At 63.8% G+C, this 19,079-nt stretch carries 16 protein-coding genes; 3 read left to right on the top strand and 13 right to left on the bottom strand.

Annotation, left to right across the window (positions count from 1 at the left end; genetic code table 11):
- Positions 1-34: 34 nt before the first annotated feature.
- Both M4J40_RS01695 and M4J40_RS01690 read right to left on the bottom strand, forming a co-directional pair.
- The gene (locus M4J40_RS01695; protein ID WP_251751569.1) at positions 35-1,165 is read right to left on the bottom strand and encodes a Gfo/Idh/MocA family protein; all 1,131 of its coding nucleotides are present in this window, start codon (positions 1,163-1,165) and stop codon (positions 35-37) included.
- 9 nt (positions 1,166-1,174) lie between these two features.
- Positions 1,175-2,227 carry a sugar phosphate isomerase/epimerase gene (locus tag M4J40_RS01690; RefSeq protein ID WP_251751568.1) on the bottom strand — a complete coding sequence of 351 codons (1,053 nt, stop codon included), beginning with the start codon at positions 2,225-2,227 and terminating at the stop codon, positions 1,175-1,177.
- 505 nt (positions 2,228-2,732) lie between these two features.
- Between M4J40_RS01690 and M4J40_RS01685 the strand changes: the two genes are divergently transcribed.
- The 3 genes from M4J40_RS01685 (at position 2,733) to M4J40_RS01675 (ending at position 7,410) form a co-directional block, all read left to right on the top strand.
- The gene (locus M4J40_RS01685) at positions 2,733-4,064 is read left to right on the top strand and encodes a 2-hydroxycarboxylate transporter family protein (protein ID WP_251751565.1); all 1,332 of its coding nucleotides are present in this window, start codon (positions 2,733-2,735) and stop codon (positions 4,062-4,064) included.
- Between the two features lie 95 nt (positions 4,065-4,159).
- Positions 4,160-6,052, top strand: coding sequence for an ATP-binding protein (locus M4J40_RS01680; RefSeq protein ID WP_251751564.1), 1,893 nt, complete (start codon positions 4,160-4,162; stop codon positions 6,050-6,052).
- On the top strand, positions 6,049-7,410 hold the full coding sequence (locus M4J40_RS01675) for a sigma-54 dependent transcriptional regulator (protein ID WP_251751563.1): 1,362 nt from the start codon (positions 6,049-6,051) through the stop codon (positions 7,408-7,410). Before M4J40_RS01680 ends, M4J40_RS01675 begins: the two co-directional genes overlap by 4 nt.
- A gap of 7 nt (positions 7,411-7,417) precedes the next feature.
- Here the strand turns inward: M4J40_RS01675 and M4J40_RS01670 are convergent, their stop codons facing one another.
- From M4J40_RS01670 to M4J40_RS01620, 11 genes are all read right to left on the bottom strand, one after another.
- Positions 7,418-8,170 carry an ABC transporter ATP-binding protein gene (locus M4J40_RS01670; RefSeq protein ID WP_251751562.1) on the bottom strand — a complete coding sequence of 251 codons (753 nt, stop codon included), beginning with the start codon at positions 8,168-8,170 and terminating at the stop codon, positions 7,418-7,420.
- Positions 8,167-8,976: an ABC transporter ATP-binding protein gene (locus M4J40_RS01665; protein ID WP_251751561.1), complete on the bottom strand. Its 810-nt coding sequence runs from the start codon at positions 8,974-8,976 to the stop codon at positions 8,167-8,169. The genes M4J40_RS01670 and M4J40_RS01665 overlap by 4 nt, the downstream gene beginning before the upstream one ends.
- Positions 8,976-9,827, bottom strand: coding sequence for an ABC transporter permease (locus tag M4J40_RS01660; protein WP_251751560.1), 852 nt, complete (start codon positions 9,825-9,827; stop codon positions 8,976-8,978). The genes M4J40_RS01665 and M4J40_RS01660 overlap by 1 nt, the downstream gene beginning before the upstream one ends.
- The gene (locus M4J40_RS01655; RefSeq protein ID WP_311134050.1) at positions 9,824-10,786 is read right to left on the bottom strand and encodes an ABC transporter permease; all 963 of its coding nucleotides are present in this window, start codon (positions 10,784-10,786) and stop codon (positions 9,824-9,826) included. Before M4J40_RS01655 ends, M4J40_RS01660 begins: the two co-directional genes overlap by 4 nt.
- Before the next feature lie 113 nt (positions 10,787-10,899).
- A complete protein-coding gene (locus tag M4J40_RS01650; RefSeq protein ID WP_251751647.1) occupies positions 10,900-12,339 on the bottom strand; it encodes an ABC transporter substrate-binding protein in 1,440 nt (479 codons plus the stop codon).
- A gap of 271 nt (positions 12,340-12,610) precedes the next feature.
- Positions 12,611-13,033, bottom strand: a complete 423-nt coding sequence (locus tag M4J40_RS01645) for an OsmC family protein (RefSeq protein WP_251751559.1) — start codon at positions 13,031-13,033, stop codon at positions 12,611-12,613.
- Between the two features lie 154 nt (positions 13,034-13,187).
- Positions 13,188-13,916 (bottom strand): SDR family oxidoreductase, encoded by a 729-nt coding sequence (locus tag M4J40_RS01640; protein ID WP_251751558.1) that lies wholly within the window; start codon positions 13,914-13,916, stop codon positions 13,188-13,190.
- Positions 13,917-13,983: 67 nt separating this feature from the next.
- Complete coding sequence (locus M4J40_RS01635) at positions 13,984-14,862, bottom strand: L-ribulose-5-phosphate 3-epimerase (RefSeq protein ID WP_251751557.1); 879 nt, start codon at positions 14,860-14,862, stop codon at positions 13,984-13,986.
- Between the two features lie 24 nt (positions 14,863-14,886).
- Complete coding sequence (locus tag M4J40_RS01630) at positions 14,887-16,380, bottom strand: FGGY family carbohydrate kinase (protein WP_251751555.1); 1,494 nt, start codon at positions 16,378-16,380, stop codon at positions 14,887-14,889.
- A gap of 203 nt (positions 16,381-16,583) precedes the next feature.
- Positions 16,584-17,582, bottom strand: a complete 999-nt coding sequence (locus M4J40_RS01625; protein ID WP_251751554.1) for an ABC transporter permease — start codon at positions 17,580-17,582, stop codon at positions 16,584-16,586.
- Entirely contained in the window at positions 17,575-19,068 is a 1,494-nt protein-coding gene (locus tag M4J40_RS01620) for a sugar ABC transporter ATP-binding protein (protein ID WP_251751553.1), read from the bottom strand. Before M4J40_RS01620 ends, M4J40_RS01625 begins: the two co-directional genes overlap by 8 nt.
- Positions 19,069-19,079 lie beyond the last annotated feature (11 nt).

The following is a 19,079-nucleotide window of genomic DNA, read 5'->3' as shown; positions in this document are numbered from 1 at the left end:
GCTTATGTCGCAACAGTTGACTGGACAACGATGTTCAGTCGACCTCTGTCCAGATGTTGCCGGCAGCATTGGATTTCAGGCAGGCTTCGACGAACTTCGAGCCGCTGACGCCGTCGCGGGCCGATGGCACCATGGTGGCGGTCGTTTCCCCGGAAAGGAGGTCTGCGGCGTCGCGGTAGAGATTGGCGAACGCCTCAAGGTAGCCTTCCGGATGGGCGGCCGGCACGCGGCTGCCGGCAATGGCTGCGCCTGTTGCGCCGGCTCCGTTGCGGCGGATCATCTGGCGCGGCTCGCCGAGCCGGGTAAACCACAGTTCCTCCGGCTTTTCCTGCCACCATTCGAGGCCGGCCTTGTCGCCGTAAATGCGAAACGACACGTTGTTGCCGTTGCCGGGGAGCACCTGGCTGGCCAGGATCGAGCCCTTGGCGCCCGAGGCGTAGCGCATCAGAATGGCCGCGTCGTCATCGACCCGGCGCCCCTCAACCAGCGTACTGAGCTCGGCCAGAATATGGGTCGGCTCTTCGCCGCAGACGAAGGCGGCGAGGTTCCAGGCGTGGGTGCCGACATCGCCGATGGCGCCACCGGCGCCGGCCTTCTTGGGGTCGGTCCGCCATACGGCGCCCTCGGCGCCGGTGTTCTCGACCGGCGCGGCCAGCCAGTCCTGCAGATACTCGACCTCCACACGCCGAAGCTTGCCGATCTCCCCGGCGGCGATCATCTCTCGCGCCTGTCGCACCATCGGATAGCCGGTGTAGGTGTGGGTCAGGAAGAAGCGACGACCGGTAGATTGAACCAGAGCTGCAAGGGCTTTCGCATCGGCCAGCGTCGTCGTCATCGGCTTCTCGCAGATCACGTCGAAGCCGGCCTCCAGCGCCGCCTTGGCGATGGGGAAATGAAGGAAGTTCGGTGTGACGATCACGACCGCGTCGACGCGGTCGGGACGCCGCGCTTCCTTGTCGATCAGCTCCTGATATGTGGCGTAGGTACGTTCGGGCGCGATGCCAAGCGTTTCGGCGAAGACGCGACCACGCTCGACATCGACGTCAAGGGCTCCGGCGACCAGCTCGAACCGGTCGTCCATGCGCATGGCGATGCGGTGCACCGCTCCGATGAAGGCGGTGGCGCCACCGCCGACCATGCCGAGTTTGATGCGGGTCTTGCTCATGTCCTGTCCTCAACCAATGCCAAGCAGCCTGCGGTTTGTCGCGGCGTCGGCGCCACTTTGGGCAAAATCATCGAAGGCATGTTCGGTGACGCGAATGATGTGATCCTTGATGAAGGGCGCCCCTTCGGAGGCGCCATCCTCGGGATGCTTCAGGGCGCATTCCCATTCGAGCACCGCCCAGCCGGGAAAGTCGTATTGAGCCATCTTGGAGAAGATGGCTTTGAAATCGACCTGACCGTCGCCCAGCGAACGGAAGCGACCTGGTCGGTCGATCCAGGACTGATAGCCGCCATAGACGCCCGACCTCCCCGATGGATTGAGCTCGGCGTCCTTGACGTGGAAGGCCCTGACTCGCTCGTGGTAGATGTCCAGGAAGGCGAGATAGTCCAGCGCTTGCAAGACGAAATGCGAGGGGTCGTAAAGGATGTTGGCGCGAGGATGATGGCCGACCTCCGACAGGAAGCGCTCGAAGGTCGCTCCGTCATGAAGATCCTCTCCCGGGTGCAGCTCGAAGCAGACGTCGACTCCGGCCTCGTCATAGGCATCGAGGATCGGCTTCCAGCGCCGCCCCAGTTCCGCGAACGCTTCCTCAACGAGACCGCCCGGCCGCTGCGGCCAGGGGTAGATGAAGGGCCAGGCGAGCGCCCCTGAAAAGGTGGCATGGGCTGCAAGGCCGAGCCGGCGCGATGCTTCGGCGGCCAGCATCACTTCGCGCGTCGCCCACTCGGTGCGGGCGGAGGGGTTTCCTCTGACCGCTTCCGAGGCAAAGCCGTCGAACAACTCGTCATAGGCAGGATGAACCGCGATGAGCTGCCCCTGGATATGGGTTGAGAGCTCCGTTATCTCCACACCGGCCTCGGCAAGGCGGCCTTTCAACTCGTCAGCATAGGTTTGCGAGGTGGCGGCCTTCTCGAGGTCGAACAGGCCGGCGGTGGTCGGCAGTTGCAACCCGACGTAACCGAGTCCGGCTGCCCAGCGCGCCAACGCGTCGAGGCTATCGAAAGGCGGTGCTCCACCCACGAACTGCGCCAGGAAAATGCCCGGTCCCTTGATCGTCTTCATGGCGGTTCCCTTGTTTCCGAGACGGAGCCGATCCGTCCGTCCGGCGGTTTGAGCCAGCTTACATATCGTTTCAAGGCGAGGTAAGTCCCCTGAGCGGGCTCGGATCGACTTCGCGACGGAGAGCCCGGCAAAATCATCAACAAAATCAGTGTTATCACTTACAAAAGCTCCTCCGGATCGTGCGGATTTCCGGACGGCTGCCGAAAGCCCGCGTCCGGAAACCCGGACCAGTCGTTCGCTCCCTCGAAAAATTAAATCGATAAAACAACCGCTTAGCCAGCATCTCCGGTTGGCACGCCTGATGCCATTCAATCGGCATGCGACGGCCGCCTTCCGAGGAGGGAACGAGGACGGAGGGTCGGGGCATATCGGTTGGCGATTGCGAGCCTTTGGAGGTCGCAAGTCTCGGACCGAAGCCGCTTCGGCGCCGGAGATACCGGATGGCCGGACAGTCCCAGAGAAAGGCCCGCGGCGCACCGATGTGCGCCGGGCAGGAGGAACGAACATGACGGACATCACGCAGAACGACGCGATCGCGGCGGAGACGGGCAGCAGCCTTTTCTCGCGCGTCGCCGCCTACAAGGTCGGCCCGGTGCCGCTTCCGCTCTATCTCGCCATTGCCGGCGTCGTCTTCGGCGCCTCGGTGATCGGCAAGCTGCCGGCCGACATGATCGGCGGCTTTGCCGCCATCATGGTACTGGGCTTCCTGCTCGGCGAAATCGGCGGTCGCATTCCCTATCTGAAGAGCATCGGCGGCTCAGCCATTCTCTGCCTGTTCGTGCCTTCGGCCATGCTTGGCTATCACGTCATGAACCCGGCGACGTCGGACGCCATCAAGGCGGTGATGAAGACGTCGAACTTCCTCTACCTCTACATCGCCTGCCTGGTGACCGGTTCGATGCTGGGCATGAACCGCAAGGTGCTGATCCAGGGCTTCCTCAAGATGTTCGTGCCGCTTGCCGTCGGTACGATGGCCGCGGTCGTGGTCGGCGGTCTCGTGGGCATGGCTTTCGGCTATGAGTTCAAGCACACCTTCTTCTTCATCGTCATGCCGATCATCGCCGGTGGCATTGGCGAGGGCATCCTGCCGCTATCGCTTGCCTATTCCGAGATTCTAGGCACGGCGCAGCCGGAACTGATCGCCTCGCTGATCCCGGCCGCCCTGATCGGCAATGTGGTGGCCATCATCTCCTCCGGCATTCTCAAGCGCATCGGCGAGAAGAAGTCGCAGTATTCCGGCAACGGCCTTCTGGTCCGGACCGGCGACGACAACGAGCTCCTGAAGGAGATGGCCGTGGAGAAGAAGATCGAGCTGCCGCTGATGGGCGCCGGCCTCCTTCTGGCCTGCACCATGTTCATCCTCGGCGCCTTCCTGTCGCCGTTCACCGGCATTCCCGGCCCGATCCTGATGATCATCGGCGCGGCGCTGCTCAAGGTGTCCAAGCTCATTCCCGAGCGGATGGAGACCGGCGCTCACCAGATGTACAAGTTCATGACCACCAACATGACCTTCCCGCTGCTGGTCGGCCTTGGCACCCTCTACGTTCCCTGGAACGATCTGATCGCCGCCTTCACGCCGGCCTACTTCGCCATCTGTGCCGCCACGGTCCTGGCCATGGTGTCGTCGGGCTGGCTCATCGGCAAGCTGCTCAAGATGTACGAAGTCGAGGCGGCCATCGTTACCTGCTGTCATTCGGGCCTCGGCGGCACCGGCGATGTCGCCATCCTCTCGGCATCGAACCGCATGGGCCTGATGCCCTTCGCCCAGATCTCCACTCGCATCGGCGGCGCTGCCATGGTGGTTCTGGCGGTCTTCCTCCTGAAGATCTTCGGCTGATCCAGGGCTTGTCGACACGCGCTGGCCGTCCGGCTTTCCCGCCGGACGGCCATGCGCTATCGGTGATACACGGAAAGCCGGCGGGAGGAGCCATCTTGGCCGAGGAAGCCGACAGCATCGCGCCGAAACGCCGGCAGTTTCGTCTCGCGGCGATCCTGCCGTTGGCTGGCGCCCTTGCCATCGCGGCCATCGTGGCTTTCGTTGCCTACCGCGTCGTCTTCGAGTTGTCGCTGTCGGCGACGCGCGCGAGCGCCGGTCACCGCCTCGATCTCTATGCGGCGAGTTTCGAACGGGAGATCGGCAAATACGCAAGCTATCCTTATGTGATGGCGCTCGACGGCACCATTCTCGCGCTGCTCGACGATCCCAAGGATTCAATGCAGCGCTATCGCGCCGACAGCTATCTCGAGGCGCTCAACGACCGCATCGGCACGCTCGATGTGTTTCTGCTCGACAAGACAGGCCGCGTGATCGCCTCCAGCAACTGGAACAAGTGGGACAGCTTCGTCGGCCGCGACCTTTCCTATCGTCCGTACTATCAGAATGCCGACGTCGGCCGGGTAACGCGCTTTTACGGCATTGGGACCACCAATCGACAACCCGGCTATTTCCTGGCGACGGCGATTGCTCGAGGCAAGGACACGCTGGGCTTCAGCGTTGCCAAGGTCAGCCTCGAACAGCTCGAACGTTCCTGGGCCTCGGCGGAGTCCCCGGCCATTCTCAGTGACGAGCATGGGGTCGTCGTGCTGTCGTCGGTGCCCGCCTGGAAATACGGAACGCTGGTGGCGCTCGACGACAAGGCCCGGCGGGAGATCGCCGAGGCCCAGCAGTATAACGACCGGCCGCTCACGCCGATCGGCCTCGCCACCTTGCGCGATCTCGACGGTGGCACCCGCATCGTTCGCCTGCCGGGTGTGAGCAGATCGGACAGCAGCTTCTCGACGGAGGGGCTTTTTCTCGCCGAGAGCCGGGCAATGCCCGAGACGCCCTGGACGTTGACGGTGTTCACCGATCTCTCTGAGATGGACGATCTCGCTCGTCTTTGGGCGGCGCTCGCCGGTCTCGGAAGCCTTCTGTGTCTGGGCCTTCTTGCGGTCTACCGCCAACGGCGGCGGCACCTCCGCGAGATCCTGGCGGCGCGTTCGGCGCTGCAACAGGCCCATGACCACCTCGAAAGCGAGGTGGCGGATCGGACAGCGGCGCTGTCGGCCACCAACGAAAAACTGCGGCGTGAGGTAGAGGATCGCGAGCGCGCGGAGCGCACACTCCGCGATGCCCAGTCTGGCCTCGTGCAGGCCAGCAAGCTGGCAAGCCTAGGCCAGCTTTCGGCCGGCATCGCCCATGAGCTCAATCAGCCGCTTGCCGCCCTGGTGACGCTGTCGGGAAATGCCGTGAAGTTCCTGGAGCGTGGCGAGCTCGGCACCGTCCGCAGCAATCTCGAACGCGTCCGGCCACTTGTCGAGCGCATGGGCCACTTGACCGGCGAACTCAAGACGTTTGCCCGCAAGTCGTCTGGCGAACCGCAGCGCATCGGCTTGCGCAAGCTCATTGACGACGTTCTGTTCCTGCTCAATCATCGCCTGACGCGCGGAGGCGTGGCGGTGACGATGGATATCGACGGTGGCGATATCGAACTCTGGTGCGACGCCAACCGCTTCGAACAGGTGTTGCTCAACCTGATCGGCAATGCCGTCGATGCGATGGAGGGCGAAGAGGACCAGCGCATCGTTCTCTCCGCCCGTCGCGAGGGCGACTTTGCCCGCATCGATATCCGCGACAGCGGACCGGGCCTGCCGCCCGAACGGCTCGCCCACATGTTCGAGCCCTTCTTCACCACCAAGGCGCCCGGTGTTGGCCTCGGTCTGGGCCTGACGATCTCGGCGGGCATCATTCGCGATTTCGGCGGCGAGCTTGTCGCCTCCAACGCGGAGGGGCGGGGCGCCGTGTTCTCGATGACCGTTCCAATGGGCGCCAGGGAGGCGACATGACGAAGGCTACGATCGACGACCTTCGGGTTTTGATTGTCGAGGATGACCCCGACGTACTGCTCGGTTGCGAGCAGGCGCTTCAATTGGACGGAATGGCGACCATTGGCACAGGATCGGTCGAGGAGGCGTTGCGGCGGATTGCCGAGGCGCGGCCGGGCGTCATCGTCTCCGACGTGCGTCTACCCGGCCGTGATGGCCTGTCGCTCCTCAAGGATATGCAGGCGGCCGACGTCGACTTGCCCGTCATTCTGATCACCGGCCATGGAGACGTCTCGCTCGCCGTTCAGGCGATGCGCTCGGGCGCCTACGATTTCATAGAGAAGCCGTTTTCTCCGGAGCATCTGGTCGACGTGGTCCGCCGGGCGCGTGAGAAAAGGGCGCTGGCGCTTGAAGTCCGCCGCCTCCGCCACAAACTCACTGACGGCGGTCGTCTGGAGGGGCGTATCATCGGCCGTTCTCCGGCAATGGTGAAGCTGCGCCGGGTTATCGCCGATATCGCCAGCACCAATGCCTCGGTGCTGATCAGCGGCGACACCGGCACCGGCAAGGAACTGGTGGCGCGCTGTCTGCATGACGAGAGTCCTCGCCGTAAAGGCCATTTCGTGGCGATCAACTGCGGTGGCTTGCCAGAGCATCTGGTCGAAAGCGAGCTGTTCGGCCACGAGGCCGGCGCTTTCACCGGAGCCACCAAGCGCCGCATCGGCAAGATCGAGCATGCGAGCGGCGGCACTCTGTTTCTCGATGAGGTCGAGACCACGCCAGTCAGCGTGCAGATCAAGCTCCTGCGTGTCCTGCAGGAGCGAACGCTGGAACGGCTTGGTTCCAACACATCCGTTCCCGTCGACTGCCGCATCGTCGCGGCCGTCAAGGGCGACCTTGGCAAGATGTCGACCGAAGGGCGCTTCCGGTCCGACCTCTACTACCGGCTCGCCGTGGCATCGCTTGCGCTGCCGGCACTTCGGGATCGGCGCGAGGATATCCCGCTGCTGTTCGCCCATTTCGCCGAACAGGCCAGCGTGGTGCATGGTCGGCCGGCGCCAGCACTCGACGACACTCGCCTACGCACGCTGATGGCCTACGACTGGCCGGGTAATGTGCGTGAGCTCAGGAATGTTGCCGACCGCTGCGTCCTTGGCATAGAAGCTGGATTCCCGCCGTTTGCCGAGGCTCCCACAACGGAGCCGCTGTCTTTGAACGAGGCCGTGGCGGCGTTCGAGCGGGCGATGATCATCGACGCGCTCGGCCGAAGTGGTGGCAGCCTCGGGCCGACCGCCCAGGCGCTGCGAGTTCCGAAGTCGACACTCTACGACAAGATGACGCGCCTCGGGCTCGTCGATGGCGACCGAGACGCGCAATAGCCCAATGTCAGGCGAACTCGGGCAGGCGCGGCGTGCTCTCGAGGAGGCGTTGCGTGTAGGGATGCTGTGGCGCCGACAGGATGTCGCGAGCCGCCCCCTGTTCGACGATGCGGCCCTTTTCCAGGATGACGAGATCCTGGCAGAGGAGAGCCACGAAGCCGATGTCGTGCGAGACTAGCACCAGCGTCGTCTTTGCCGACAAGGCCTTCAGAAGCTCGACAATGCGGATGCGCGTCGTGAGGTCGAGTGCGCTCACAACTTCGTCGGCCAGCACCAACTCGGGTTGCGAGACGATGGCGCGAGCGATGGCGATGCGCTGACGCTGGCCGCCGGAAAACTCATGCGGATAGCGGCTGGCGGCGTCGAGCGGCAGATCGACCGAGGCGAGGGCCTCGGTGACAGCGGCTTCGACATCGGTGGCTATTTTCAACGACCGCAGGGGCTCGGCGATGATGTCGGCGATCTTCTGGCGCGGATCGAGCGATGAATAGGGATCCTGGAATACGGCCTGGACGGCCCGGCGGAAGCCTCGCATGAACGAACGGTCGCCCGGATCGAGCGGCGCGCCGCGAAAGCTCACCTGACCGGAGGAGGGGCGAGCCAGACCGAGCAACAGGCGGAGCATGGTGGTCTTGCCCGATCCGCTCTCGCCGACGATGCCCAGGTTTCGACCGGCCTCGATGCGAAGATCGATGCCATCGAGCACGGTGCGGCCACGTCCATAGGCGAAGGACACGGCGGTAAGGTCGACGAGGCTCATAGCGCCGCTCCTATGGCTTGGTCGAAGGCACGCGCCGCTTCGACAAGGCCGACGGTATAGGGGTGGCGCGGTCGACCGAACACTTCGGCGACCGGTCCTTCCTCGACCAGTTCGCCAGCCCGAAGGACCAGCACGCGATCGACGGCTGTGCCCACCACCGGCAGGTCGTGGCTGATGAACAGGAGCCCCATGTTTTCCTCGCGCACAAGCGTTTCGAGGAGCCTCAGCACCTCGGCCTGTGTCGTGACATCGAGGGCCGTTGTCGGCTCGTCGGCAATGAGAAGGCTGGGTCGGCAGGCGAGCGCCATGGCGATGGCCGCCCGCTGACGCTGACCACCCGACATCTCATGCGGGTAGGCGCGGGCAAGACGCACCGGATCGGGCAGGGCGACGCGCGCCATCAGCGCCGATACCTCGGTGGCAACGTCGGCGCGGGAGACCGATCGTCCATCTCGGCGGGCACGGCGGCGCAGTACCTCGGCAATCTGATCGCCAATCCGCATCAGTGGATCAAGGGCGGTCAGCGGCTCCTGGAAGATGGTTGCGACGGCGGTCCCCCTCAGGCCAACCACGTCGCGGTCGGCAGCGCCAATGACCTGGCGGTCGGCGAGCAGAACCGAGCCTTCGGCCGTCATTCCCTCGGGAAGCAGCCCGATGGCCGCAAGCGCCGTCAAGGACTTGCCCGACCCACTCTCGCCGATCAGACCGACGCGTTCGCCAGCGGTGACGGAAAGAGACACGCCCGAGACGAGCAGCCGGCCGGTGTGTCGGATAGACATGTTCTCGATGGTGAGGAGATTGCCCATCAACGCCTCCGACGGGTTGGGTCGGCGACGTCGCGGAGACCATCGGCGAAAAGGTTGAGACCGATCACCAGCGACACCAGTGCTATGCCCGGCGCGACGGCGCCGAACGGAGCGGTGTAGACGGTGGCCTGGGCCTCCTGCAGAAGCCGCCCCCAGGAGGCATTCGGCGGGGGCGCGCCAAGCCCGAGATAGGACAGCGACGCCTCGGCAATGACGGCAAGACCAAACTGCAAGGCAAAATTGACAATCAGCGTCGGCCAGATGTTTGGCAGCACATGAATGCGAACAATGCCGAGCCAGCCGGTTCCCGACACGCGGGCCGCCGTGATGTAGTCCATGGCCAGTACGCGCCGCGCCAGAATGCGGGTCAGGCGGGCGACGATGGACGAGGATGCGATGCCGATGGCGAGGATAGCGGTCCCCAGGCTGGCGCCGTCGCTCGCCGCCACGATCAGCATCGCCAGGAGCAGGGTCGGAAAGGCGATCAGGATGTCGAGCGTCGCAGCCAGCACGTCATCGACGGTGCGGGACGCGAAGGCGGCCAGCAGTCCGACCGTGACGCCGATGGCCGAGGCGATCGCTACGGCCCCGATGCCGACGGAGAGCGCGATGCGTGCGCCGACCATGATTTCCGTGAACAGATCGCGGCCAAGTCGGTCGGTCCCGGCCCAATGGGCAAGAGACGGTGGGGCGAGACGGCCGCCTGTCATTGCCGTCGGATCGTAGGGCGTCCAGATGAGCGTCAGCAGTCCGACGACAACATGAAGGCCGACCAACGTCGCCCCGACCAGAAACGCTGGCGTTACCCGCGTTGAGGTAGCCGGAGCGAGAGCGGGCGTCGCGTCGGTCATGACCGGTCTCCACTTGGCCCGCGAAGGCGGGGGTCGATCAGGCGCTGCACGAGGTCGGCGGCGAAGCCAACCAGCAACACCAGGAGCGTCGAAATGAACAGAACGCCCTGAACGCTCGGATAGTCGCGCTGCTCGATGCCGCTGAGCAGCATGGAGCCGAGGCCGGGCAACGAGAAGACGCGCTCCACCACGACCGCGCCGAGCAACGTCGAAGCGAGCTCAATGCCGAGGATGGAGATGACAGGCACCGCGCCGTTGCGAATGCCATGACGAATGAGCGCTTCACCATAGTCGGCGCCTAGCGCCCGGGCCGTTCGAAGATAGTCGGAGCCGATGACGTCGAGCGTTGCCGAGCGAACGTAGCGGATCAGTGATGCGGACATCACCAGGGCGATGGTGAGGATGGGCAAGGCAAGCTGATGCAGGGCCGTGAGCGGGTCGCGCCAGCCGGATGTGGGAAAGCCACCCGACGGAAAGAGCCGCAGCTTCACGGCGAACGCGGTGACCAGGAGAATTCCGATCCAGAACACCGGAATGGCAACGCCAAGTTGTGAAATCACCGAGATAACAGTGCCGTACCAGCGGTCGCGTTTGACGGCGGCCAGGATGCCGAGCGGCACAGCGAAAAGTATGGCGCAGGTGAAGGCAAGGGCGGTCAATGGCAGTGTCAGCGTCAGGCGACGACCGATCTCCTGAAGCACCGGCACGCCGGATACAAACGACGCTCCGAGGTCGAACCGTCCGAGCTGGCCCAGGTAACGGACGAACTGCGCGGCGATCGGCAGGTCGGATCCGACCTGGCGACGGGCGGCTTCGATCTGTTCGGGATCGGCTCCCACAGAGACAAGTGCGTTGGCCGGATCACCCGGCAGAAGGCGCAGCAGCAAGAACAGGACAGCGGCGGCGATCAGCACCGATACCAGGAGGATCGCCGTCCGACGGACGAGATAGGCAAGAATGGCGGCACCTTTTGGGAAAGCATCAAGCGCCGCCCGAGATTAGGTCGGGCGGCGCCGGGTGTCGAGCGGTGGGGCGAAGCCGCGTCAGCGGGCTCCGCGCGTTCTGAAAGAGCTCAATCCGCTTTCTTGATGCCGTAGGCAAAGAACTGCGAGTTGAGGCCGTTGAGGGGGTAGCCGCTGACCGACTTCTTCGACACGACGATCTGCGGGTAGAGGTAGAGCCAGTTGCTGGCGGCGTCCTCGGCGATCTGGACGTTCGCCTCCTTCAGCTTCTCGGTCTGCTCGTCAACGGTCTTGGCCTCTTCGGACGCCTTGATCAGGTCGACGACCTTGGGGTTGTTGTATCCCCAGTAGAAGTCGGGATTGCCGTAGAACACGATGTCCCGGTGGTTCACATGCTCCTGCAGGGTCGCCTGGAAATCATGCGCCTTGTAGATCTTGGTGTACCACTCGTTGGCCGTGATGACGTTGATGTTCACCTTGACGCCGATCTTGGCGAGCTCACCTTGCAGGAACTGCGCGGCGAGCGGATGCGGATCGTAGTTGGGCGTGTCGATGGTGAAGGTGAATCCATCGGGGTAGCCAGCCTCGGCGAGAAGCGCCTTGGCGCTTTCCGGGTCGTAGGCATCGACCTGGGTGAGATCGACATACCAGGGGTCGGTCGGCGGCACGAAGGAGCCGATCAGGGTGCCGTACTCGCCCCATACCGCCTCCAACAGCTTCTTGTCATCGACGGCGCGGGCCAGAGCCTTGCGTACCTTGACGTTGTCGAACGGGGCGACGCGGTCGTTGTAGGCCAGGAGAAGCTTGGTGGTCGACTTGCCCTCGGCGACGGTGAAGTCGGGATTGTCCTTGAACTGGGCCAGCGAGTCCGGGCTCTGCACCGAGGTGATGACGTCGACGGCGCCGGTCAGCAGTGCATTGTTGAGGGCGGTCGCCTCGGTGAAGTACTTGAAGACGACCTCGCCATTCTCCGGCTTCGCTCCCCAATACTTGTCGAAGCGCTTGACGGCGAGCTGCGAGCCGCGCTGCCAGCCGTCGAGGGCGTAGGGCCCCGTGCCATCCTCAGCCGTTTGCAGGTCCTTGGCGGCGTCGTTGATTACCCAGACATAGGAGAGATTGTAGGGCAGGGAGATCGAGCGCGAGGACAGCTTGATCACCACGGTTGCATCGTCGGGCGTCTCGATGGAAGCAATCGGCTTCAGCGAGTTCTTGCGCGAGCTCTTGCTGTCCGGCGACGTGACGCGCTCGATCGACCACTTGACGTCGGCAGACGTCAGGGGATCGCCGGAGTGGAAGGTCACGCCCGGCTGGAGCGTGAAGGTGTAGGTGAGGCCGTCGTCGGACACCGTGTAGTCCTTGACGAGGCTGGGCGACACCGAGCCATCGTCGTTGAGGCGGAACAGCGCCTCGTAGACATTGCCATTGAAGGCTTCATTGATGCCCTGGCCCGCGCCTGCGGTATTGTCGAGGTTCTGCGGCTCGTAGAGCGAGCCGATGCTGATGGTGGCGTCGGGGCCGCCTTCGGCGGATAGTACGGGCGCGACGCCCATGAGGAGCAGCACGGCAGCCGTTGTGGCTTTCAGGATCGAACGCGAGGTTCGATTGGCGCGGGCGGGCAAGGCGGTCATGTTTCTCTCCACGGATGACGGCCGACTGGCCGACCTTGTTGGCGACCAGTCTAGCCGAGGCATGGGAAATGAGAATGTCGGAATCGTCTCTAGTAGCCGGCAACCTGGAAACAGGTTTGCGCAAAATGGGCGATAGTCGGACGAATTTACTCGTATAGCCTTCCATAGACAAGGCGAGTCCCCTCGTGCGATTTCACGAGAGCGGCTCGCCGTCGGAGATGTCGATCGACGCATGATAGCTGTTGCCGATGGTACAGACTTTATGCGCCTCCTCGATCAGGGATCGACGCTCGGCATCGTTGAAGTCGCCCTCGATGGAAAAACGGCAGGTCTGGCGGGCAATGCGCGACGGCGGCTCGGCGGCCTTGGCGCCGATCACTTCCACCGAGACCGAGCCCAGCCGATCGTTGAGCCCTAGATTGCGCGCTGCGATGCGGACGCTCAATGCCAGGCAACCGGCGAGCGACGCGTCCAGCAGTTCCAGCGGATTGAAGCCCTCCATCGACGGCGATCCCGCCAGCGTCAGACTGGCACCCGAGCGGGCGATGACGCCGCCGCGGCCATTGCGATCGAGACTGGCGGTGGCGCCCATCGGGCGGACCTTTACCTGCGACATGGAAATCTCCTTTCTTGGGGCCTTCGCCCACCTTTCAAGATAACCGCATTGCCGAACGGTGGCGAGAAACGATCGTTCCAACAAGAAGCGGCGGCGAACCGTTGCCAGTGCGCCGCCGTCAGTTTGTGGGGGAGGTGCCTTTTCTTGGGGAGGATCAGATGTCGAACTGAGCCGGCAGGATCACCAGATCGCGGACGATGACGTTGCGCGGGCGCGTCAGCATGAACATGACGGCGTCGGCGACTTCCTCGGGCTCGATCAGGCCACCGGCAGCCTTCAGGGCGGCAAGCCGTTCGGGGACCCAGTCCTTGAGCAGGGCGGTAATCACCGGGCCCGGCTGCACCGCGCCGACGCGCACGTCATGCTTGGCGACCTGGCGCCGCACAGTGTGAACGAAGGCCTGAACGGCATGCTTGGAAGCGGTGTAGATCGGCTCGACCATCACCGGCACCACACCAGCCACCGAGCTGGTCATCAGAATGTCGCCGTGCTTGCGCTCGATCATGTAGGGCAGAACGGCGTGAACGGTGCGGAAGGCAGCGTTGATGTTGAGGTTCAGCATGCGGTCCCAGGCGTCGGGATCGCCAGTGGCGGCATCGCCGCCGATATAGGCGCCAGCGTTGGCATGCAGAATGTCGAGCTTGCCGGCCTTGTCGAGGATCTGCGGCAGCATCGTTGCGACGCTCTTGGGATCCAGGAGGTCGATGCGAACCGGGAAAGCGTTGGCGCCGATCTCGGCGCAGGCCTTGGCGAGACCTTCCTCGTCGCGATCGACGACGGCGACACGGGCGCCGGCCTCTGCCATGGCCTTGGCGCACGCCAGGCCGATGCCGGACGCACCGCCGGTGACGGCGGCAACCTGACCTTCGATACTCACAGCCATTTCAGTCTCCTTTCGTCCGTCTCCGACGGACATTCACTTTGTTTGTTGGACGTTTCCTCAAGTTGTCTCATGCGGCCTGGAGGAGGCCGCCAAGGCGCATCTGCTCGATCATCCAGCGCCGGGCCGTTGCGATCTCCACAACCGGCTCGTCGGATTTTTCGGTCCACATTTCCATCAGGAAGGGGCCGCGATAGCCAAGGTCGGCCAGCGTGGCGAAGCAGGCCTTGAAGTCGACGCATCCATCTCCGAAGGGCACGTCGCGGAACTGGCCAGGGTAGTCGCCCGTGACCTTGCGCGTGTCCTTGAGGTGAATGGCGACGATGCGGTCGATGCCTGCCCTGAGTTCGGCGTCGACATCGTTGCCCCAGGCCGTCAGATTGCCGAGGTCGGGGTAGACGCAGAAGTAGGGCGAATGGATCAGCTGGTCGTACTCTCGCCAACGGGTGATCGAGTTGATGAAGGCGGTGTCCATGATCTCGACCGCCAGCATCACCTGCGCCTTGGCCGCCTCGCGAACCGACCACTGCAGCCCTTCGATGAACCGCTCCTTGGTGCCGACGTCGGCTTCCTCGTAATAGACGTCGTAGCCGGCCACCTGGATGGTGCGGATACCCAGATCGACACAGAGGTCGATCGCTCTGCGCATGATGTCCCGCGCCTTGACGCGGGTCGCGGCATCGCGGCTGCCGAAAGGGAACCGGCGATGCGCCGACAGGCAGACGCTCGGCACGACAACGTCGAGCTCCCGCACGGACGAGCAAAACGCGGCACGCTCGGTCTTCGACCAGCTGAGGCGCGTCATACGCTCGTCGGTCTCGTCGATCGACATTTCGACGAAATCGAAGTCCAAGGCCTTGGCGAGCGCCAGTCGCGCCGGCCAGTCGAGGTCCTTCGGCAGCGCCTTCTCGTAGATACCCAGCGGGTTGGGTAACGCCTCTCGGGTCACGACGTCCTCCAGATCTTGGTGCTCTCAGCGTCCCGCCGGAAGGGTGGACAGCGTTTCGGCCAGGCGGCGGAAAGCCGCGTACTTCTCGCGATAGGCAGGGAAGCTCTTGGCGTCAGGCTCGATCAGCGCCCCCGACGGGCACATGGCGGCCATGGCCTCCTTGAAACCCTTGTGAACACCGGATCCAACCGCGGCAGCGATGGCCGCGCCGAGGCAGCCGGATTGCTCCACGTGCATCACTTCGACCGGCATCTCCGAGATGTCGGCGACCATCTGCATCCAGGGCTTGGAGCGGGTCGGACCGCCGGTAAGGCGCAACGTCTTGTCGCGGCCCGATAGCTTTACGATCCGCTCCAGGTGGACGTGCTGGGAGAAGCAGATGCCTTCGTAAACCGCCTGAAGAACCTGACCGAGGCCGTGAGCATTGGCGAGGCCATGAATACCGGCCGAAAGGTCGTCGCCAAGGTTCGAGGCAAAGAGGTAAGGCAGGAACTGGATGTCGGTACCGGCCTTCGGCAGTGCCGAGATCATCAGGTCGGCCTGCCGGTAGCAATCGGGCATGCCGCCGAGGAACGTCCGGACGAACCACTCGAGATTGCCGGCCGAGGTCGGGCTACCCTCGTGGACGAAGTAGCGATCCGGCATGCAATAGCGCCCCCAGATATAGGGCCAGGCATTGCCTTCTGGCTTCAGAATGCCGTCGGTGGTCCAGGTGACGATGGTCCAGGTGCCCATCACCACGTTGATGAAGCTCGGGTCGGAAAGGCCTGCGCAGACCGCCGCCGACACGACGTCGAAGAAGCCGCCGAACACCGGCGTCCCCACCTTGAGGCCAGTCTCTTCGGCTGCCTTGGCGCTCAGGCCGGCAACACACTCCTCCGACCCGACGACCGGAGGCAGACAGCCTTCCATCTCGTCGATGCCGAACATCTTGAAAAGCGCCGGATCGTAGGCCCCCTTCTCGATGTTGTAGAGATTGCTGCCAGAGATGTTGGTGACTTCGGCGGCAAAGACGCCGGTCAGCTTGTAGCGGATGAAGTCGTGAGCCATCAGCACGTGGCGCGTCCGGCCGTAGTTGTCCGGCTCGTTGGCTTTCATCCAGGCGAGCAGTGACACCGGGTGCCCCGTCCAGAGCTGCTGATAGCCGAAGGGGTAGCTCGCCGCATCCAGCCCCTTCGCCTTCCAGTCCTTGACGATGGACAGCGAGCGGTTGTCCGAAGAAATGATACCGTTGCGCACCGGTTCGCCATCGGCGTCGAGCGCGTAAAGCCCCTTGCCGTGGGCGGAGAAGCTGATGCCGGCGATCTCGTCGGCGGAAACTCCGGCCTCGGCGACGACCCCGCGGATGGTGCCTGCAACGATCCGCCACATGGCGTTCATGTCACGCTCGGACCAGCCAAGGTGAGCGGCAACGCCGTTGTCGACCTCGGAGGCTACGGCCTTTTCGTGTCCCTCGGCGTCATAGAGGCCGCTCTTGATGACGGTTCCGCCGATGTCGATTCCGAGAAAGTAGGTCACGGCTCTTGATCCTCTGGAGAAACGCGAGACTGTTCCGGCTGGGCCGGGCAAGGCGAGGTCGCTCACCGAACCGATGGTCCGGCGTTCGGAGGTGTTCGGTTTCAGGCGGCTCGGTGGCGATCAGTCGGCGGCAGGATGACTGCGGCACTCGACTGACTGGCCGCGTTTTCCGACCGGGCCGGTGGTCCGGTCGGGTTTCCGGATCAGCGGGAGTTCTGCTTGCGGAGGTAGCCGATAAGAACGGCAACCAGCAGGATCACACCCTTGACGACGCGCTGGCTGTAGGGTGACAGGCCAATCATGTTGAGGCTGTTGTTGAGGACGCCGAGCAACAGAGCGCCAATCAGGGTGCCGACGATGTGACCGCGGCCGCCGGTGATTGCTGTGCCGCCGAGCACCACGGCTGCGATGGCATCGAGCTCCACGCCAATGGCCGAGTTGGGCTGGCCGGACAGGAGACGCGACGTCTGGATCATGCCGGCGATGGCGGCGGTGAGGCCGGAGACGGCGTAGACCATCAGCTTGATACGCGCCGTCCGAATACCCGAGAGTATGGCCGCGTCCTCATTGCCGCCGACGGCGTAGACATAGCGGCCGATCGGTAGACGGTTGAGCACGAAGTAGGCAGCCGCGAAGACGATCAGCATGATCAGCGTCGGGATCGGCAAGCCAAGGACGTATTCCCGGCCCAGGAAGCCAAACTCGCGGTCGATGGGAAGCGGATAGCCATTGGTGTAGATGAGACCGAGACCACGCGGGATCTCCATCATTGCCAGCGTGACGATGATCGGCGGCAGGGCAAAGCGGGCAATGAAGAAGCCCGATACGGCGCCGGTCAGCGCGCCACCGAGGATTGCCACCAGGGCCGCGGCCCAGAAGGGGAACCCCATGTTGGCGATCATGCCGGCCATCAGCGTCGAGGCAAGCGCCACGATAGCGCCGACCGACAGGTCGATACCGCCGGTCAGAATGACGAAGGTCATGCCAACGGCGATGATACCGGTGGTGGAGACCTGACGCGTGATGTTCATCAGGTTGTCGACCGTGAAGAAGTTCTCGTTCATCATCGAGGTGATGATCATCAGAACGATCAGCGCCACGAATGACACGAACTCCGGCCGGGCGACGACGGCCTTGGCAAGGCCAACCACTCCGGTGGGCTCTTCGCGCGGCGTTGCACCGGCGGCAGCAGCTTCACCCATTTTCACCTCCCGAGGCGTAAGTCATTATCTTTTCTGAGTTGATGTCGGCGCCGGTCAGCGTGGCGCGGATTGAGCCGTAACGCATGACGAGCACGCGGTCGCAAAGGCCGATCACTTCCGGCAGGTCCGAGGAAATGACGACGACGCCAAGACCCTGCGCAGCCAGTTCCTGAAGCATGACGTAGATTTCCGCCTTGGCGCCAACGTCGATGCCGCGCGTCGGTTCGTCGAAGATCAGGAGCTTGCAGTTGCTGGCCAACCAACGGGCGATGATGACCTTCTGCTGGTTGCCACCCGACAGTTCCGAGACTGTCTTGAGATCGGAGGTGGTGCGGATGCGCATGCGATCGATGAAACGGTCGCTGAGCGCCTTCTCCTCGCGCGACAGCACCATGCCGAACTTGTTGGTCAGCCGGGTCAGTGTGCTGATGACGATGTTGGAGCGGATGGAGAAGGGCAGGAACAGGCCGGTCCGCTTGCGATCCTCCGGCAGGTAGCCGATGCCGTGGCTCAACGCCTCGTGTGGCGAGCGCAACTCGATCGGCTTCCCCTGGAACAAGACCTCCTTCTCGATGGAGGCATCACGACCGATCAGCGCCAGGAAGCTTTCGGTGCGCTTGGCGCCCACCAGCCCTGCAACACCCAGGATTTCGCCGCGACGCACCTCGAAGGAGATGTCTTGCGATCCCGGAAAACGCAGCTTGCGCACTTCCATGATCGGGGGCTCGGCAGCATCGGCGACGCCGCGCTTGGCCGGGAAGGCCTGCGTCACCTCACGGCCGACCATCTTGGAAATCAGTTCGTCCTGCGTGCAGTCGTTGACCGGCCCGGTGTAGACATGACAGCCGTCGCGCAGGACGGACACGGTGTCGGCGATCTCGAAGATCTCCTCGAGATGGTGCGAAATGAAGAAGCAGCCGACGCCGAGGGCCTTCAGGCGCTCGATCACCTCGAACAGCTTCTTGACCTCGCGCGGCGTCAAGGTGGCCGTCGGCTCGTCCAGCACCAGGAAATTGCACTTGAAGATGGTCGCCTTGACGATTTCAACCGATTGCTGCTCGGCCACCGTCAGTTCTGCGACCGGGCAATCGAGTGGGAAATGCATGTCGAGTCGATCGAGAGCCTCACGTGCCATGCGACGCATGGTGCGACGATCGAGCGTACCGAGCTTCGTGCGAATCTCGCGGCCGAGAAAGACGTTCTCGAAGGCGTTGAGATCGGGAACCAGGCTGAACTCCTGGAAAATGATGTTGATGCCGAGCTTCTCCGACTCTCGAGTCCGCGTCGGATGAACTGCCGCTCCGTCGATCAGCAGTTCGCCCTCATCGGCCTGATAGACGCCCGACAGGATCTTCATCAGCGTCGACTTGCCGGCACCGTTCTCGCCGACCAGCGCGTGAACCTCGCCGCGTTTCAGCGAGAGGGAGACATCGTTGAGGGCGACGATGCCGGGGAACCTCTTGGTGATGTGTTTCATTTCGAGCATGGCGAAACCCT

It is taken from the genome of Pleomorphomonas sp. JP5, assembly GCF_023721815.1.
Classification (GTDB): Bacteria; Pseudomonadota; Alphaproteobacteria; order Rhizobiales; family Pleomorphomonadaceae; genus Pleomorphomonas.
The sequence above is the reverse complement of the archived record's forward strand: the minus strand, read 5'-3'. Positions and strand labels throughout refer to the sequence as shown.

Coding starts and splice junctions, on each gene's coding strand:
- M4J40_RS01670 (WP_251751562.1), bottom strand. CDS start 8,170: ATGAGCCTCGTCGACCTTACCGCCGTGTCCTTCGCCTATGGACGTGGC.
- M4J40_RS01675 (WP_251751563.1), top strand. CDS start 6,049: ATGACGAAGGCTACGATCGACGACCTTCGGGTTTTGATTGTCGAGGAT.
- M4J40_RS01665 (WP_251751561.1), bottom strand. CDS start 8,976: ATGGGCAATCTCCTCACCATCGAGAACATGTCTATCCGACACACCGGC.
- M4J40_RS01640 (WP_251751558.1), bottom strand. CDS start 13,916: ATGGCTGTGAGTATCGAAGGTCAGGTTGCCGCCGTCACCGGCGGTGCG.
- M4J40_RS01625 (WP_251751554.1), bottom strand. CDS start 17,582: ATGGGTGAAGCTGCTGCCGCCGGTGCAACGCCGCGCGAAGAGCCCACC.
- M4J40_RS01660 (WP_251751560.1), bottom strand. CDS start 9,827: ATGACCGACGCGACGCCCGCTCTCGCTCCGGCTACCTCAACGCGGGTA.
- M4J40_RS01685 (WP_251751565.1), top strand. CDS start 2,733: ATGACGGACATCACGCAGAACGACGCGATCGCGGCGGAGACGGGCAGC.
- M4J40_RS01620 (WP_251751553.1), bottom strand. CDS start 19,068: ATGCTCGAAATGAAACACATCACCAAGAGGTTCCCCGGCATCGTCGCC.
- M4J40_RS01650 (WP_251751647.1), bottom strand. CDS start 12,339: ATGGGCGTCGCGCCCGTACTATCCGCCGAAGGCGGCCCCGACGCCACC.
- M4J40_RS01695 (WP_251751569.1), bottom strand. CDS start 1,165: ATGAGCAAGACCCGCATCAAACTCGGCATGGTCGGCGGTGGCGCCACC.
- M4J40_RS01690 (WP_251751568.1), bottom strand. CDS start 2,227: ATGAAGACGATCAAGGGACCGGGCATTTTCCTGGCGCAGTTCGTGGGT.
- M4J40_RS01645 (WP_251751559.1), bottom strand. CDS start 13,033: ATGTCGCAGGTAAAGGTCCGCCCGATGGGCGCCACCGCCAGTCTCGAT.